This is a genomic window from Streptomyces sp. Tue6028 (assembly GCF_002300165.1).
Classification (GTDB): Bacteria; Actinomycetota; Actinomycetes; order Streptomycetales; family Streptomycetaceae; genus Streptomyces; species Streptomyces siamensis.
Genome location: NZ_MLCE01000006.1, coordinates 1 through 16,560 on the forward strand (window position 1 = coordinate 1; position 16,560 = coordinate 16,560).

12 protein-coding genes are annotated in these 16,560 nt (G+C 71.8%); 8 read left to right on the forward strand and 4 right to left on the reverse strand.

Annotated elements, in window-relative coordinates:
* Positions 1-456: 456 nt before the first annotated feature.
* Together BKI49_RS04720 and ptsP are read left to right on the forward strand one after the other, a co-directional pair.
* A complete protein-coding gene (locus BKI49_RS04720; protein WP_095932927.1) occupies positions 457-906 on the forward strand; it encodes a PTS sugar transporter subunit IIA in 450 nt (149 codons plus the stop codon).
* A 77-nt stretch (positions 907-983) separates the two neighbouring features.
* Positions 984-2,654: a phosphoenolpyruvate--protein phosphotransferase gene (ptsP, locus tag BKI49_RS04725; protein WP_095932928.1), complete on the forward strand. Its 1,671-nt coding sequence runs from the start codon at positions 984-986 to the stop codon at positions 2,652-2,654.
* A 68-nt stretch (positions 2,655-2,722) separates the two neighbouring features.
* On the opposite strand, the gene BKI49_RS04730 is transcribed toward ptsP, so the two are convergent.
* Positions 2,723-3,616 carry a hypothetical protein gene (locus BKI49_RS04730; protein ID WP_095932929.1) on the reverse strand — a complete coding sequence of 298 codons (894 nt, stop codon included), beginning with the start codon at positions 3,614-3,616 and terminating at the stop codon, positions 2,723-2,725.
* A gap of 22 nt (positions 3,617-3,638) precedes the next feature.
* Positions 3,639-4,847 (reverse strand): MFS transporter, encoded by a 1,209-nt coding sequence (locus BKI49_RS04735; RefSeq protein WP_095932930.1) that lies wholly within the window; start codon positions 4,845-4,847, stop codon positions 3,639-3,641.
* Positions 4,848-4,958: 111 nt separating this feature from the next.
* Between BKI49_RS04735 and BKI49_RS04740 the strand changes: the two genes are divergently transcribed.
* A complete protein-coding gene (locus BKI49_RS04740) occupies positions 4,959-6,278 on the forward strand; it encodes an aminotransferase class I/II-fold pyridoxal phosphate-dependent enzyme (protein ID WP_095932931.1) in 1,320 nt (439 codons plus the stop codon).
* On the opposite strand, the gene BKI49_RS04745 is transcribed toward BKI49_RS04740, so the two are convergent.
* Positions 6,279-8,255, reverse strand: coding sequence for an acetoacetate--CoA ligase (locus tag BKI49_RS04745; protein ID WP_095932932.1), 1,977 nt, complete (start codon positions 8,253-8,255; stop codon positions 6,279-6,281).
* Between the two features lie 213 nt (positions 8,256-8,468).
* Between BKI49_RS04745 and BKI49_RS04750 the strand changes: the two genes are divergently transcribed.
* On the forward strand, positions 8,469-10,832 hold the full coding sequence (locus BKI49_RS04750) for a glycoside hydrolase family 31 protein (RefSeq protein ID WP_095932933.1): 2,364 nt from the start codon (positions 8,469-8,471) through the stop codon (positions 10,830-10,832).
* 184 nt (positions 10,833-11,016) lie between these two features.
* On the opposite strand, the gene BKI49_RS04755 is transcribed toward BKI49_RS04750, so the two are convergent.
* The gene (locus BKI49_RS04755; RefSeq protein WP_095932934.1) at positions 11,017-11,553 is read right to left on the reverse strand and encodes an NUDIX domain-containing protein; all 537 of its coding nucleotides are present in this window, start codon (positions 11,551-11,553) and stop codon (positions 11,017-11,019) included.
* 262 nt (positions 11,554-11,815) lie between these two features.
* Between BKI49_RS04755 and BKI49_RS04760 the strand changes: the two genes are divergently transcribed.
* The 4 genes from BKI49_RS04760 (at position 11,816) to BKI49_RS04775 (ending at position 16,550) form a co-directional block, all read left to right on the forward strand.
* Entirely contained in the window at positions 11,816-12,241 is a 426-nt protein-coding gene (locus BKI49_RS04760) for a Zn-ribbon domain-containing OB-fold protein (protein ID WP_095932935.1), read from the forward strand.
* A 28-nt stretch (positions 12,242-12,269) separates the two neighbouring features.
* Positions 12,270-13,460: a lipid-transfer protein gene (locus BKI49_RS04765; protein ID WP_095932936.1), complete on the forward strand. Its 1,191-nt coding sequence runs from the start codon at positions 12,270-12,272 to the stop codon at positions 13,458-13,460.
* Positions 13,461-13,664: 204 nt separating this feature from the next.
* The gene (locus BKI49_RS04770) at positions 13,665-15,308 is read left to right on the forward strand and encodes a GGDEF domain-containing protein (protein WP_095932937.1); all 1,644 of its coding nucleotides are present in this window, start codon (positions 13,665-13,667) and stop codon (positions 15,306-15,308) included.
* Between the two features lie 501 nt (positions 15,309-15,809).
* Entirely contained in the window at positions 15,810-16,550 is a 741-nt protein-coding gene (locus BKI49_RS04775; RefSeq protein ID WP_095932938.1) for an MIP/aquaporin family protein, read from the forward strand.
* Positions 16,551-16,560 lie beyond the last annotated feature (10 nt).

Consider the following 16,560-nt stretch of genomic DNA (forward strand, 5'->3'; position numbering starts at 1 on the left):
TATGGCCGGAGACGGGGTATCAACATATCTGGCGTTGATTTTTGGCACGCTGTTGAGTTCTCAAGGAACGGACGCTTCCTTTGTACTCACCCGAGAGACTCTCTCAGGCTTTCCTCCGGGCGCTTCCCTTCGGTCTTGCGTTTCAAACTCTATCAGTGTTTTTCCGTCTCCCTGACCACCGTCCCGCGGACATGCGGAAGGGACCCCGAGATAGGATCTGACAAGTTGGATGCTGCCAGGCAAGGACGCTTGGTGGCGTCGCTCGGCCCCGGGCAGGTCTACGACTCTACATGCGGGCCTGGAGCGGGCGCAAATCGTTTCCGCTGTGTCCTTCGGTCTCCAAGCGGGATCACTCGCGCGGAACCGCCACTTCATATGACATACCCTGCTCAACAGTGCGCCGTCCGGGACAGGCAGTGACGGCCCATATGAATCTCCACCCCTGGGAGGCTTCCCATGACCACCGTGACGTCCCCTATCGCAGGACGCGCCATCGGGCTCTCCGCGGTACCGGACCCCGTCTTCTCCGGGGCCATGGTCGGCCCCGGCATGGCGATCGAACCCGTCCGTGAGCCCGCCGAGGCTGTCGCGCCCGTCGACGGAGTCATTGTCTCGCTTCACCCCCATGCTTTTGTCGTCGTCGACAGCGAGGGCCACGGCGTCCTCACTCACCTGGGCATCGACACGGTCCAGCTCAACGGCGAGGGGTTCGAGCTCCTCGTGAACAAGGGGGACACCGTGACGCGCGGCCAGGGCGTCGTGCGCTGGAACCCGGCCGCCGTCGAAGCGGCCGGCAAGTCCTCGGTGTGCCCGGTCGTGGCTCTCGAGGCCACGGCGGACTCCCTCTCCGACGTCCGCGAGGACGGCGACGTGAAGCCCGGCGACGCGCTCTTCAGCTGGCAGTGACTTCAGCGCCGTCCAGCACGGCGGCTTGGACAACCACCGCGGCGGCCGAGCCCGCCGCACTATCGGAGACGGGTGAGATGGAGACAACGCTGCGAGGCGTCGGCGTGAGCCACGGTGTGGCGATCGGCGAGGTTCGGCACATGGGGACGGCGGTTCTCGAACCGCCTGCCAAGCAGATCCCGGCGGAGGACGCGGAGCGCGAACAGGGGCGTGCCCGCAAGGCCGTGGAGGCGGTGGCAGCCGATCTGATTGCGCGCGGCAATCTGGCGGGGGGCGAAGCCCAGGCGGTGCTCGAGGCGCAGGCCATGATGGCCCTGGACCCCGAGCTGATGGCGGATGTGGAGCGGCGGATCGCCGTCGGCAGCACGGCCGAGCGCGCGGTGTACGACGCGTTCGCCGCGTACCGGGCGCTGCTCGCCGGTGCCGGCGAGTACCTCGCCGGGCGCGTGGCCGACCTCGACGATGTGCGGAACCGTATCGTCGCCCGGCTCCTCGGTGTGCCGATGCCCGGTGTGCCGGACAGCGACGAGCCCTACGTTCTTATTGCGCGTGACCTCGCGCCCGCGGACACCGCGCTGCTCGACCCCACTCTGGTGCTCGGTTTCGTCACCGAGGAGGGTGGGCCCACAAGCCACAGCGCGATCCTGGCCCGTGCGCTCGGCGTCCCCGCCGTGGTCGCGCTGCCGGGTGCGGGTGAGCTCGCGGAGGGCACCATGATCGCCGTGGACGGCAGCACCGGTGAGATCTTCGTGGAGCCGAGTGCCGAGAAGAAGGCGCAGATGGAGGCCGCGGCGGCGGAGCGCAAGGCGGCGCTCTCCGCTGCGACGGGTCCGGGAGCCACGTCCGACGGTCACAAGGTGCCGCTGCTGGCGAACGTCGGTGGTCCGGCGGACGTGCCGGCCGCGGTCGAGGCCGGTGCCGAGGGTGTGGGTCTGTTCCGTACCGAGTTCCTCTTCCTCGACGACAGCAAGAAGGCGCCGTCCGAGGAGAAGCAGGTCGAGGCGTACCGCCAGGTGCTGGAGGCGTTTCCCGAGGGCCGTGTCGTGGTGCGGGTGCTGGACGCCGGCGCCGACAAGCCGCTCGACTTCCTCACCCCGGCCGACGAGCCGAACCCGGCACTGGGTGTGCGGGGTCTGCGGACGCTGCTCGACCACCCGGAGGTGCTGCGCACGCAGCTCAGTGCTCTCGCGAAGGCTGCCGAGGGGCTGCCGGTCTACCTCGAAGTGATGGCTCCGATGGTGGCGGACCGCATCGACGCCAAGGCGTTCGCGGACGCGTGCCGTGCGGCCGGGCTGCAGGCGAAGTTCGGTGCCATGGTGGAGATTCCGTCGGCCGCTCTGCGGGCGCGGTCGATTCTGCAGGAGGTCGAGTTCCTGTCGCTGGGGACCAATGACCTCGCGCAGTACACCTTTGCCGCCGACCGGCAGGTGGGTGCGGTGTCCCGTCTGCAGGACCCGTGGCAGCCGGCGCTGCTCGACCTGGTGGCGCTGTCGGCCGAGTCGGCGAAGGCCGAGGGCAAGAGCTGTGGTGTCTGTGGCGAGGCCGCCTCCGACCCGCTGCTCGCGTGTGTGCTGACCGGTCTCGGGGTCACCTCCCTGTCGATGGGTGCGGCGTCGCTTCCTTATGTACGGGCGACGCTGGCCAAGTACACGCTGGCCCAATGCGAGCGTGCCGCCGCTGCCGCTCGTGCCGCGGACACGGCGGAAGAGGCGCGGGCTGCGGCGCAGGCGGTGCTGTCCGGCGAGTAGCCGGTCCGCGTCGTCGACGATCGTCGTCCTCGGGGCGCTCCACCTTCGGGTGGGGCGCCCCTTGGCGTTCAGTGCGTGTGGCCGGTGTCTTCTCCCGCGTCTCCGAGGTCGGGGGGTACGCAGTAGTCGACGCCGGACTCCGGGGAGACGAGGTCTCCGGTATCGGCGTCGGTGCAGTAGGCGTCGAAGACTTCGGCGGCGGTGAGGGGCTCCAGCCGTTCACCGCGCAGGCGCCATCCGTAGACCCGGTCGGTGGTGCCCGCCGCGGTGGTGCGCATGACGAGTCCGCCGGAGCTGCGGGTGGCGATGCCGAGGGCGAGGACGGTGGTGAATTCGAGGGCTTCCGACTCGTCGACGCGGTTCGCGGTGTCGGGTTCGTCGTCGGCCCGGAGCGCGGCCACGAGTGTTTCGGGGGCGGCGGAGACGCTGCAGACGAGGTGGAGGTGGCCGGGGCTCGCTGTTTCGATGATGCGGGTGAGGAGCCGCGCGGCTCGGGCGAAGGCAGCGCGGCCGATGTCGACGCCGCAGGAGGCGCAGGCGCCGATGCGGGCCAGCAGTGTGGTCGCGTACTCCCAGGTGGCCTTGCGGACGGCCTCGTCGACGAGGGTCGGGACGAGTTCGTCGAGGGGCTGGCCTTCGTAGGGGACTGTGGCTCCGGTGGCGGCGAGTTCCGCGGTGAAGCGGGTGCGGCTGGCCGGGGTGTCGGGTTCGAGGCCGCTGGTCGCGCAGTACTCGGCGAACTCCTCGGGGTCGAAGAGGGCCACTGTGGTGTGGCTGCCCTGCGCGGAGAGGGTCCGGAGCAGGGACTCGATCTGCTGGAGATAGGTCGCGTGGTCGTCGAAGGCGAATGTGCGGTACCGCCGCATCGCGGTGAAGTCCTCGTCGTCGGTCAGCAGGCCGATGGTGCCGGCGATTTCGCGGCGCAGGACGCGTCGCATGCGCTGGGCCTGGGTGTTGGTCATGTTTCCCCCTGTGCACAGTCGATCAATGCTCACTCACAGTAACCGGAGGCACTGACAATGCCGGTCGGGGAAGGCGTTCGCGCACGATGCGGTGCTGGAACAGGCAGGTCATGGCGATGGTCGCGCCGAAAGCCGTCCAGCCGAGGGGACCGACGGCGATGGCCGCGGTGACGGCGAGTGGTCCGACGCTGCGCTGCGCGGACTGCGCCAGCCCGTGCACGCCGAGGTAGGCGCCCTGGGCGGTGTCGGGGGCGAGGGCGACGGAGAGTTCCCAGGAGACGGTCGCGTGGAGCATCTCGGCCACGGTGAAGGCGATCGCGGCGCCGGTGAGGAACGAGGTCGTGGTGACGGCTCCGCCGGTGGCCGAGAGGGCCATGGCCGTGCCGCCGAGGGCGAAGACGGCGGACAGGGGGATCAGCAGGGCGCGTGCCGCGGCCGTCGTGGCGCCGAAGTGGGCCAGGGGGACCTGGAAGACCACCACCATCACGTTGTTGAGGACCATGAGCAGGGGTGCGAGGCCGTGGGGTGCGTGGTCGGAGTGGGCGATCCACAGCGGCAGTCCGACCTTGAAGACCGCGTCGTCGAGGAAGAGCACGGTGTCGCTGGCGACGTAGGTGAGGTAGGCGCGGTCCCGCCAGGGGCTTCGAGGTCGTTCGGTGGGGGCCGGGTTCTTCGACGTGGTGACGGTGCGGGTGGCCGAAGGAGGTTCGCCGCAGCGTGTGGTGAGGAGGGCGACGGCTGCGAACGAGAGGGCGTCGCCGAGGAGGAGCGATCGGTAAGCGGCGGTGGTGCCGACGGCGAGGGCTCCGGCGGCGGCGAGGCCGCCGAGGGCCCATCCGGCGTTGGCGACGGTGCGGTTGACGGCCTGGTAGCGGACCCGGTCCGGTCCGGCGACGCGGGTGGCGTACAGCTTGGTGAGGACGTTGGCGGCGCGGTCGCCGAGGCTGCCGACGGCTGAGAAGGCCATCAGCAGGAAGTAGTCGTCGGTGGTGAGCAGGGCGACGGAGGCGAGGGCCCGCAGGATCTGGAGGGCGGCCAGTACGCGGGTGAGGGGCAGTCGGTCTGCGATGCGCCCGCCGAGGGGGGCGCCGGCGATGCCGACCGCTCCGGAGACGGCGACGAGGGCGCCGACCTGGGCTACGGACAGGTCGCTGACGTAGGTGAAGTAGAGGACGGAGACGGAGGCCCACAGACCGCTGCCGATCCGGTCGACCAGTGCGATCCAGAGCATTCTGCGGCCGTCGCGGCCTCCTGGGACGCGTGTCCACCATGCTGCGGTGCGGGGCATCGCACTCACTGCTCCCCCTTGCGCGAGATTATGTATTGATACATACTTAGCAACGTGGCAACACAATATGGGATCAGTGGCACGACGGCCAAGGGAATTGCGTCGTCCGTCGAACGAGGCGTGGCCGAGGGCGCGTTGGAGCCGGGGAGCGCGCTGCCTCCGGTGCGTCGCCTCGCCGACGACCTCGGCGTGAGTCCGGGCACGGTGGCGACGGCCTACAAGGAGCTGCGGAGCCGCGGCATCGTGACGACCCGCGGGCGGGGTGGCACCGTGGTCGCCGCCGCTCCCGCGGTCGCCTCGCGGAGGCCGCCCAAGGTGCCGGACGGTCTTCGTGACTTGGCCGGCGGGCATCCGGACCCCGAGCTGCTCCCCCATCTCGTGCCACCCTCGCGGCTCTCCCCCGGTGCTCGTTCGCACCGGTCCACTCCCCGGCTGGCGCGCCTGGAGGACGCGGTGCGGGAGTGGCTGGAGCCCGACGGAGTGCCCACGGACCAGGTGACGTTCGCGCACGGCGCGCTCGACCTCATCGGGCGGCTGCTGTCGGTGGAGCTGCGGCCGGGCGACGGCGTGGCCATGGAGGACCCGGGCTATCACCATCTGCTGGACCTGGTCACCGCGTTGGGGCTGCGCACGGTGCCGGTCGCCGTGGACGACCAGGGCATGCGCCCCGAGGCGTTGCGCACCGCCCTGCGGGCCGGCGTCCGTGCGGTGGTGTACAGCCCGCGGGCGCAGAACCCGTACGGCGGGTGCTTCTCGGCGGAGCGCCGAGACGCGCTGATCGACGTCGTGCGGGAGCAGCCCGACCTGCTGGTCGTGGAGAACGACCACGCCTCCGCCGTCGCGGACGCGCCCTTGCGCTCACTGACGTCGGGCGGCCTGACGCGGTGGGTTCATGTGCGGACCGTCAGCAAGTTCCTGGGGACCGATCTGCGGTGGGCGGCGGCGGCCTGCGATCCGACGACGCTCGCCCGGCACGACGGCCGGATGCTCCTGACCTCGGGCTGGGTCAGTCACCTGTTGCAGGAGACGGTGTACGGGCTGATGACGGACGACGCCACGCGCGCGTTGGTCACGCGCGCGCAGGAGGCGTACGGACTCAGGCGGAGGGCCCTCGCGCGTGAGCTCGCCGAGCGGGGCGCGCAGGCCCACGGCGTGAGCGGAATGAACCTCTGGGTGCCGGTGCGGGACGAGTCGGCCGTCGTGAACGGTCTGCGGTCGCACGGCTGGTGGGTCGCGGCGGGTGCCCGCTTCCGGCTCGCCTCCGCCCCCGGCGTCCGGATCTCTGTCGCGGAGCTCGAGCCCGCCGACGCGGCACGGCTGGCCTCGGACTTCGCCACCGTGCTGGGCGAGTCCGAGGCCACTTACGGGGGCTGATCAGGCGCGCTTGCGGGCCAGGTCCTCGTAGAAGCGCAGCAGTTCGACGTTGTCCACGGAGCCGACGTTGACCGCCTTCTCCAGCGTGGCGCCCTGGAGGAGGCGCTTGACGGGGACCTCGATGCGCTTGCCCGTGAGGGTGTGCGGGACCCCGGGGACCTCGATGACCTCGTCCGGGACGTGACGCGGGGACAGCTGCTCGCGGATCGTCTGCTTGATGCGGCCCAGGAGGGCTTCGTCGAGCACGGCGCCGGGGGCGAGGTGGACGAAGAGGGGCATCCAGTAGCCGCCGTCGGGCTGCTCGATCCCGATGACGAGCGACTCCTTGATCTCGGGGAGGCGCTCGACGGCTTCGTAGATGTCGGCCGACCCCATGCGCACGCCCTGCCGGTTGAGCGTGGAGTCGGAGCGGCCGTGGATGACGACGGAACCGCGCGAGGTGACGGTGATCCAGTCCCCGTGCCGCCACACTCCGGGGTACGTGTCGAAGTAGCTGTCGTGGTAGCGGCTGCCGTCGGGGTCGTTCCAGAAGCGGATGGGCATGGACGGCATCGGGTTGGTGACGACCAGCTCACCGACCTCGTCGACGAGGGGCTTGCCGCTGGGGTCCCAGGCCTGGAGGTCGGTGCCGAGGCCCGGGGCCTGGAGCTCGCCGATGTGCACCGGCAGTGTGGGGACGGCTCCCGCGAAGCAGGAGCACACGTCGGTCCCGCCGCTGACGGACGCGATCCACAGGTCCGCCCCGGCCTCGGCGAACTCGTCGTGGAGCCAGCGGAACCCGTCGGGCGGCAGGGGTGATCCGGTGGTGGCGACGCACTGCACGCGCGTGAGGTCGAAGTCCCGGGCAGGGTGGACGCCCGCCTTGCGGCAGGCCATGACGTAGGCCGCCGAGGTGCCGAAGAGGGTCGCTCCCGTGCGTTCGGCGATGCGCCACTGGGCACCGGTGTCCGGGTATCCCGGGCTGCCGTCGTACAGGACGATGGTGGTACCGGTGAGCAGGCCGGAGACGAGGAAGTTCCACATCATCCAGCCCGTGGACGTGTACCAGAAGAAGCGGTCCTCGGGGCCCAGGTCGCAGTGCAGACCGAGCTGCTTGAGGTGCTCGACCAGGATGCCTCCCTGCGACTGGACGATGGCCTTGGGCAGGCCGGTCGTCCCGGAGGAGTAGAGCACCCACAGGGGGTGGTCGAAGGGCACCTGCTCGAAGACGGGGTCCACGTCGGCGGAGGTCAGCGCGGACCACTCCAGGGCGCCCTCGGGTGCCTGGGTGCCGAGCAGCGGGATGTGCACGACGGCACGCAGCGTGGGCAGCTCGCGACGCAGTTCGGCGACGGTGTCGCGGCGGTCGTGCTCCTTGCCGCCGTACCGGTAGCCGTCGACCGTGAACAGCACCACGGGTTCGACCTGCTGGAATCGGTCGAGGACGCTGCGGGCCCCGAAGTCGGGGGCGCAGGACGTCCAGACGCCGCCCACGGCGGCAGTGGCGAGCAGGGCGACGACAGCCTGCGGGATGTTCGGGAGGTAGCCGCTGACACGGTCTCCGGGGCGTACGCCGAGGGCGCGTAGCTCGGCTGCCAGGGAACCGACCTGCCGGCGCAGCTCCGACCAGCTCACGGGGGTCGGCTCGTGCGTCTCGTCGACTTGCAGGAGGGCCGGTTCGTCCGGGCGGGTCTCCGCCGCGCGCAGGGCGTGCTCGGCGTAGTTGAGAGTCGCCCCCGGGAACCACTCGGCGCCGGGCATCGAGCGGTCGCCCAGCACGCGCGCGTAGGGGGTGGAGAACCGTACGTCGAACCACTCGGTGACGGATTTCCAGAAGGTGTCGAGCTCGTCCACCGACCAGCGGTGCAACGCCGCGTAACCGCCGTCGGCCGGGGCTCCGTGCTGCTCGGCCGCCCAGGCCTGGAACCTCGTGATCTGGGCTCGCGCGATGCCTTCCTCTGTGGGCTGCCAGAGCGGCGTGGCGTTCGCGGTGGACATGGGGCGGCTCCCGGTCTGTGCGCGTCGTGTGCGTCTGTCGCGCACGAGCGGGGGTGTGCGCGTCACGCGGCTGACACGGACGATGCCATGTGATCGACTTCAGCACCAGGGTGCGCCACACATAGTCAGCAACGTGAAGATGTGGCGTCGCCATGGGTGAACGGCAGTTGAACGACTCACCCGTATGGCGCTGTCAATGGCAGGGTGAGCAGCATGGACGGTCGTGACCTGGTGCGTTCGGTGAAAGCGGTCGGTTCGGGGGGTACTGCCCATGGGTGGCGCACGGTCCGGGCCGCATGGCGCAGGAGGCGTGCCGACGCCGCCGGGTTGCCGCAGCGGGGCGCCGAGCGGGCGCGGGTGCCGGGCCCGGTACAGGGCGTGGAGACGGAGCCCGGCGGTGGTGTCGTCCGTTTCGCCAGGTCCGAACTGCGGATCACGGTCACGGCCGGCGGAGCGGTCTTCTGGGGCTGGGACGGGGCCGGTCCGGAGCCGTCCTACGCGCTCGCCGGCAGCTCCCCCGAGCCCGACCCTCGCGCGATCCTGGAGCCGGACAAGGAGGGCGGCTGGCGGGTCGTCTCCGAGCGGGTGACCGTCGCGGTCTCCCTGCACGGCGCGGTCGAGGTGCGGACGCCCGGAGGCGTGGTCCTGCGCCGCGATCTGCCGCCCCGCTGGTGGGAGCCCGTCGACGGTGGCGCGGCCCGCTGGATGCAGCGCTCCGAAGTGGCGGCCGACGCTCGCTTCTTCGGTCTCGGCGGGCGCGCGACGGGGCCCCGGCTCCGCGACGGCACGTACCGGTTGTGGAACACGGACCCGGGCCGTCCCTTCGGGCCCGAGGACGACCCCCTGTACGTCACCATGCCGGTGCAGATGGTGGTCGCCGACGCGGCCACTCACCTCGTGTTCCACGACACGACGTGGGACGGCACGGTGACCTTGCGCGAGGGGGAGGAGGGCGCCGGCTCCGGGCACGACCGGGCCGGGACGTGCGAGCTGCGCATGGACGGCGGCCCACTGCGCTGCTGGGTCATGGTGGGCACCCCCGCGCGCGTGCTGCACGCCTGGGCCTCGCTCACCGGGGCGCCCGCGCTGCCCCCGGCGTGGGCTCTTGGGCACCATCACGCGCGGTGGGGTTTCGGCAGCGAGCAAGAGGTACGCCGGATCGTCGCCGGGTACGAGGAGCGCGGGCTTCCGCTCGACGCGGTCCACCTGGACATCGACCACTACGACGCGCACCAGGTGTTCACGGTCGACACTCAGCACTTCCCGAAACTCCCGCTGCTCGCCGAGGAACTGCGCCGCGACGGCGTCCATCTGGTGTCGATCATCGATCCCGCGGTCAAGGCCGAGCCGGGCAACCCGGTGTACGACAGCGGGCTGGAGACGGACGCCTTCGTCCGGGACGCGTCGGGGCAGCCGGTGCGCGGCGTCGTGTGGCCCGGGGAGTCGGTCCATCCCGACTTCACGCACGCGCGCGTGCGTGAGTGGTGGGGCGGACTCTACGAGGAGCGGCTCGCGCTGGGGTTCGCCGGGTTCTGGCACGACATGAACGAACCGACGTCGTTCACGGCCTTCGGGGAGTCGACTCTGCCCCGTTCGGCGCGGCACTCCCTGGAGGGGCGCGGCGGAGATCATCGCGAGGCGCACAACGTGTACGCGCTCGGCATGGCCCGGGCCGCCTACGAGGGGCTGCGGGAGCTCGTGCCCCAGGAACGGCCGTTCCTCTTCTCCCGGTCCGGCTGGGCCGGGATGCAGCGCTACGGCGGGACCTGGTCGGGGGACGTGGCCACCGGCTGGCCGGGACTGCGGGCGTCGCTCTCCCTCGTGCTGGGGCTCGGGCTGTGCGGGGTGCCCTACTCGGGACCCGACGTGGGCGGCTTCGACGGGAGCCCGTCGCCCGAGCTGTACCTGAGGTGGTTCCAGCTCGGCGCCTACCTGCCGCTCTTCCGCACCCATGCGAGCCTGCGCGCGGGCCGCAGGGAGCCCTGGGAGTTCGGTTCCGAAGTCCTGGAGCACGCGCGCGTGGCACTCGTCGAGCGGCGGCGCCTCGCGCCGTACTTCATGACGCTGGCGCACCTGGCACGGCGCACAGGTGCGCCGTACGTGAGGCCCCTGTGGTGGGGCGCGCCCATGGACCGGGCGCTGCGCGACTGCGAGGACGCCTTCCTGCTGGGTGACTGCCTCCTGGTGGCGCCCGTGCTGGATCACGGAGCGGACCGGCGTGCGGTGCAGTTGCCCCGGGGGCGGTGGTACGACACGGTCACCGAGGAGGCGTACGAGGGTCCGGCCCAGGTGCTGGTCGACGCCCCGTTGTCACGTGTCCCGGTGCTGGCGCGGGCGGGCTCCGTCATCCCCGTGCGCGGTGCCGACGGCGGTCTGGAGCTGGAGGCGTGGGCTCCCGCGCGGGGCCGCACCGGCGGCGGGCTCGTCGTGGCGGACGCGGGCGACGGGTGGGACGAGCCGGAGATCGAGCGCTACGTGACGCGGTGGGAGGGCAGGCGGGTGGTGGTGCTGCGGGACGGCGAGGACGGCCGGACCGAGCCGTCCTGCCCGGTTCGGGTACGGGGGCTCGGTGTGTGACGGGGCTTGAGCGCGGCGCCGGAGGGTGACGGCCGGCGCCCCCGCGTGACGTGTGGCACGCGCGCGTGGGCGACGTGACCGCGCGCGTCAATCGCGCTGTGCCCGCGCGCGTGAGGCGACCTGCCCTCGCCCGTCAGGCGACCTGCCCGCGCGGGCGACGCGCCCTTGGGTGCAATGGGCCGTCTCAGATGTACCGGCCCTCGAACCATGCCCGAGCCGCCAAGGTGTGCAGCGGGAAGGCGAGTTCGACCGGCCTGCGCAGGAGGTGCCACCCGGCCGTCTCGTCCGTGGCTGCCGAAGGGGGCAGCTCGGCCGCCGGGCGCTCCGGAAGGAGCCCGAAGAGCAGCAGGTGGCCGGCCGGAGAGCTCATCGCGTCGGCGAGCCGGACGTCCCGGCTCGCCACGTCGATGCCCGTCTCCTCCTTGAGCTCGCGCGCCACCGCGTGCCGCCAGTCCTCCCGGTGGTCGATGAAGCCCCCGGGCAGGGCGATGCCTCCGCGCGCGGGAGCGATGGTCCGGGTGATGACGACCAGGGCCGTACCCCTGTCGTCGTAGACGGGCTGAAGGGCCACCGCGACGGGGAGCGGATTGCGGTACGCCACGGTCCCGCAGGCGGCACAGGTGCGGGGCCAGCCGGAGATGCCCTCTTCGTAGGGGGCGCCACAGCTCGAACAGTGGGAGTCCGGCGCGAAGTCGGCGGGCGGATGCGGGGTTGCGGACACGCCGCGGACTGTATCCGATCATCGGAGGAACGTCTTCACCTGTGGCCGCCCGGACCTGCGAGCGCCCCCGACGGGGCGCCGGCGGCGGGGACGGCCGGGACCACCCCCGTGGGCCCCGGTCGTCCCCACGGTTACAGCGACGCCGTGGAGGCCCGTGTGGTTCACCGTGACGGCCTGCCCAATTCTCGTTGCCCGTGGCACACTTCTGACGTTCCGTCAGATACTGTGCCGGGGAGGGATCTTGTCGCGTACACGCACGCCTGTGGTGACCGGGTGGTTCGCAGGAGAGGGAGACGACTTCCGCCTCCTCGGCACACGCTGTTCCGCGTGCACCTCGGTCTTCTTCCCCCGCGAGGACGCGTTCTGCCGCAATCCCGGCTGCCCGGGCGGCGAGCTCGTCGAGGTGCCGCTGTCCCCGCGCGGCCGCGTCTGGTCGTACACGGACAGCCGGTACCGGCCGCCGTCACCCTATGTGACGGACCCGGAACTCTCGTGGGAGCCCTACACGTTGATCGCTGTGGAGCTGGAATCCGAGCGCATCGTCGTACTCGGTCAGGCGGCTCCGGGGATCACCGTCGCCGATCTGACGGTGGGCATGGAGGTGGTGGTCGTCCCGGGGGTGCTCAATGAGGACGCGGAGACGACCTGGACGACCTGGCACTGGCAGCCGACGGGGGTGGCCGCATGAGCGGCACACGGTTCAGGGGGGTGGCGGTATGACCGGCGAAGTGGCGGTGCTCGGCGTGGGCATGCACCCGTGGGGCAAGTGGGGCCGCGGATTCGTCGAGTACGGAGTGACGGCCGCGCGGACCGCGCTGGCCGACGCCGGGATCGACTGGCGCGACATCGGGTCGATCGTCGGTGCCGACACCGTCCGCGGCGGCTATCCGGGGTATGTGGCGGGAGCGACGTTCGCCAAGGCACTGGGCTGGCAGGGCGCACGGGTCGCGAGTGTGTACGCGGCGTGCGCGTCGGGGGCGCAGGCCCTGAACACGGCGCGGGCGCAGATCCTCGCGGGCCTCGCGGACGTCGTCCTCGTGGTCGGCGCCGACGCGGCCCCCAAGGGGTTCTTCCGGCCGGCCGGCGGGGATCGGCCGGACGATCCGGACTGGCTGCGGTTCCGGGTACTGGGGGCGACGAATCCGACGTACTTCGGGCTGTACGCGCGACGGCGCATGGCACTGTACGCAGACACACTGGAGGACTTCGCGCAGGTCAAGGTGAAGAACGCCGCGCTGGGGGCGCTCAACCCGCACGCGCGGTACCGCAAGAAGGTCACCGCGGAGGAGGTCGCGGGGTCCGCGGTCGTCGCCGATCCGCTGCGGCTCCTCGACATCTGCGCGACCTCGGACGGCGGCGCGGCCGTGGTGCTCTCCAGCATGGACTTCGCGCGCCGGCACGGAGCGGCCGGTCCCGTACGGATCCGCGCGGTGTCCACGGTGACCCCGAGCTATCCCAACACGGTGCTCGACCTGCCGGACATCGCCACGGACTCCGCGGCCGCCGTACGGCCGGCCGACGGCACCTTCCGTGCGTCGATCGCGCGCGCGGCGTACGAGGAGGCCGGCATCGGGCCCGAGGACCTCTCGCTCGCCGAGGTGTACGACCTTTCCACGGCCCTGGAGCTGCAGTGGTACGAGGATCTCGGACTGTGCGGCGAGGGCGAGGCGGTGAAGCTGCTGCGCGAGGGTGCCACCTCGCTCGGCGGACGCATACCGGTGAACGTCAGCGGCGGTCTCGCCTCCTTCGGAGAGGCCGTTCCGGCGCAGGCGATCGCCCAGGTGTGCGAGCTGACCTGGCAGCTGCGCGGCAGCGCGGGCGACCGTCAGGTGGCCGGGGCGCGCGTGGGGATCACCGCGAACCAGGGGCTGTTCGGACACGGCTCCTCGGTCGTCGCGGTGCGCTGACCCGACAGGCCCTGGGCCGCGGTTCCACGGACCCGGCCCCGCCGTGCGCGAACCGCTGGGGGCGCGCACGGCGGGGCCGGCGGCAGCGGCCGTCCGGCCGGAGCCGGCCCGGCCGCCCGCACCCTGTGTGACGACCTCGGAATCCTGCGTGAACAGCTCATGAATCGCCCCCGGGCGCGGACGGGCTGGCGACATCATGCTGCCGTGCCCTCCTGGACGGATACGGTCCGCTTCGCCTTTCAACCGGTCGTCAATCTGACGACCGGAGGGGTCTCGGCGCTGGAGATACTCGCCCGCCCCGAGGCCGGCGACATCCTGGCACAGGCCCGCCGCGACCCCGAACTGGACGGCCGGCTCGCCGCGTTGGCCATCCGGGCCGCCGCACGCAAGGAGACGCTGCTGCCGCTGCACGTCAATGTGTTCGCCGGAACCCTCGCCGACCTCGGCGGTCTGGCGGCGCTGCGCGAGGCCGTGCGCGAGGCCGGACGGCTTCCCTGGGAGGTGACCGTCGACATCGGCCCGCCGTACACGCACGTGCCGCAGCACGCCCTGCTGGAGGCGGTCACCGCGGTGCGTGCCGAGGGCTTCCGGATCTGCGCGGACGGGGTCGGCGACGGCGACGTACCGCTGCGGCTGCTCACGGACCTCGCTCCCGAGCTGATGAAGCTCGACGTGTCCCTGCTGACTCGGCCCGCGGCGGTACGGGCGATGCGGACGCTGTGCGAGCAGCTGGGCGCGCTGCTGTCCGTCGAGGGGGTGGAGACGGAGTCGCAGTGCGCGGCGGCGGTGTCGGCGGGTGCGCAGCTGGCGCAGGGCGACCTGTTCGCGCCGCCCACTCGGCTGCCCGCGGCGGACGTATACGTTCCGGCCCTCTCCCCCGCGCGCTCCGCTTCGCCGCGGTCGGGGCCCTCCGTACGGCAGTTCGTGCGACCCGCCGCGCTGCTGCCCGCGACGGCCTCGGCGGGACAGGTACGGGCGCTGCTCACGGGATCGCCCGACGTGTCCGGGGTGCTGCTCGTGAACTCCTCCGGAGTCCCCGTACGGTCCGTGCACCGCTCACGGTTCCTGCTGTCGATGTCCGCCCGCTACGGTCACGCGCTGTACGCGGACCGCCCGGCCGCCAAGCTCGGCGACCCGCCGCGCACCGTCGGTGTCGACGCCACGGCCTGGGAGGTCCTGGACGTGGTGGCGGACGGGGACCGGGACCGTACCTCCGACGACGTCGCCGTCGTCGACCGGTACGGGCGGTGCGTGGGCGTGGTGCGCCTCGCCGACCTCGTACGCGCTCTGGCGGAGAACCGGGTCGAGGAGGCCGCGGCGCTCAACCCGCTGACCCGACTGCCCGGTTCGGACGCGATCACCGGTGAGGTGGACCGGCGGATCGCGGACGGCCGGCTGTTCGCGCTCAGCTGGCTGGACGTCGACCACTTCAAACAGGTCAACGACGGGGCGGGGTTCGCCGCGGGGGACGAACTGATCCGCTCGGTGGGGCGCGCCTTGCAGCACGCGGCGTCCGGGGCCACCCGCGTGGGGCACATCGGCGGGGACGACTTCCTGGTCCTCTCCGATCCGGACACCCTGGACCCCCTGGCCACGTCACTCCTCGACGCGCCCTGGTCCGCGGGCGGCCGGGCGATCACCCTGTCGCTGGCCACGGTGCTGTGCGCGCCCGGCAGTGTCACCGACCACCGGCAGGCCGCCGCCTGTCTGGCGCCGCTCAAGAAGGCCGCGAAGGCGCTGAACGGGGCCAGCTGGGTGCTCGGGCGAGCGGGGCTGCCCGGCCACGAGGTGCGGCGCGGCCACGGAACGGCGCCGGTGCGGCCGTCCGGGCAGGCCGTGGCGGGCTGAGTGGCTGTGGTGGGCCGAGCCACCCACCTTCGCGGTGCCGAGCCGCACGGCCGCCCCGCACGAACCGGCCTTCGTCACAGTGCCGAGCCGCACGGCCGCCCCGCACGAACCGGCCTTCGTCACAGTGCCGAGCCGCACGGCCGCCCCGCACGAACCGGCCACCGTCGACGGACCGAACGCGTCCGGTGCCCTCCACGTCACGCCCCCTTTGCGGCCTTCGAACCGTTGCAGTCCGCTACCTTGACGCCCCCTGGGCACCGGTGAACACTTCCGGGTGTCAGTCGGCATCGCCGCATTCGGGCGTCTTCAGGCACCGCACCGCTCGGGTTTCGACCTGCACCCAGGCCGTCCCCCCACGGGCGATTCCGCTGCGACGGCACGCTCGTCACGGACGCCGGGCGGGGCGCGGGACATCCCTGCCTTCGGCTGAAGTGGCCATGGGAAACGCACCCTGCACGGTGGCCCGGGGCCAATCCCCCGGGCGAGGGCCTAGGAGCCGCCATGAGCAACGGAGACATCTTTGTCGGCGAGTTGATCGGCACCGCGATCCTGATCCTTTTCGGCGCCGGAGTGTGCGCCGCCGTCACCCTCAACAAGTCCAAGGCACAAGGCGCCGGCTGGGTGGTCATCGCGTTCGGATGGGGCTTCGGTGTCCTGGCCGGCGCGTACACCGCGGCACCGCTGTCCGGAGGCCAGATCAATCCGGCGGTCACGATCGGCTTCGCCGTCGAAGGCTCCACCAAGTGGGAGGACGTGCCCTTCTACATCCTGGGCCAGTTCGCCGGAGCCATGATCGGGGCCACGCTCTGCTGGCTGCTCTACCTCGGGCAGTTCAACCTCAACGCCGAAGAGGACAAGGCCATCGAGACCCTGGGGATCTTCTCGACACGGCCCGAGATCAACAACCCCGTGCAGAACCTGATCACCGAGGTCATCGCCACCATCGCGCTGATGCTGCCCATTCTCGCGCTGGTCGGCGGGAGCAAGCGCGTCGCGGGCATCGGCGACGCGGGCCTGCCCGTCCTGCTCATCTCCCTCCTCGTCGTGGGCATCGGCCTCTCGCTGGGCGGACCCACCGGGTACGCCATCAACCCGGCCCGCGACCTGGGACCGCGTCTCACCCACGCATTGCTGCCGATCCCCAACAAGGGCACCTCGGAGTGGAGTTACTCCTGGATCCCGGTGGTCGGCCCGATCGCGGGCGCCATCATCGGGGCCGCGATCTACAACGCAGCCTTCTGACGAAGGGGAC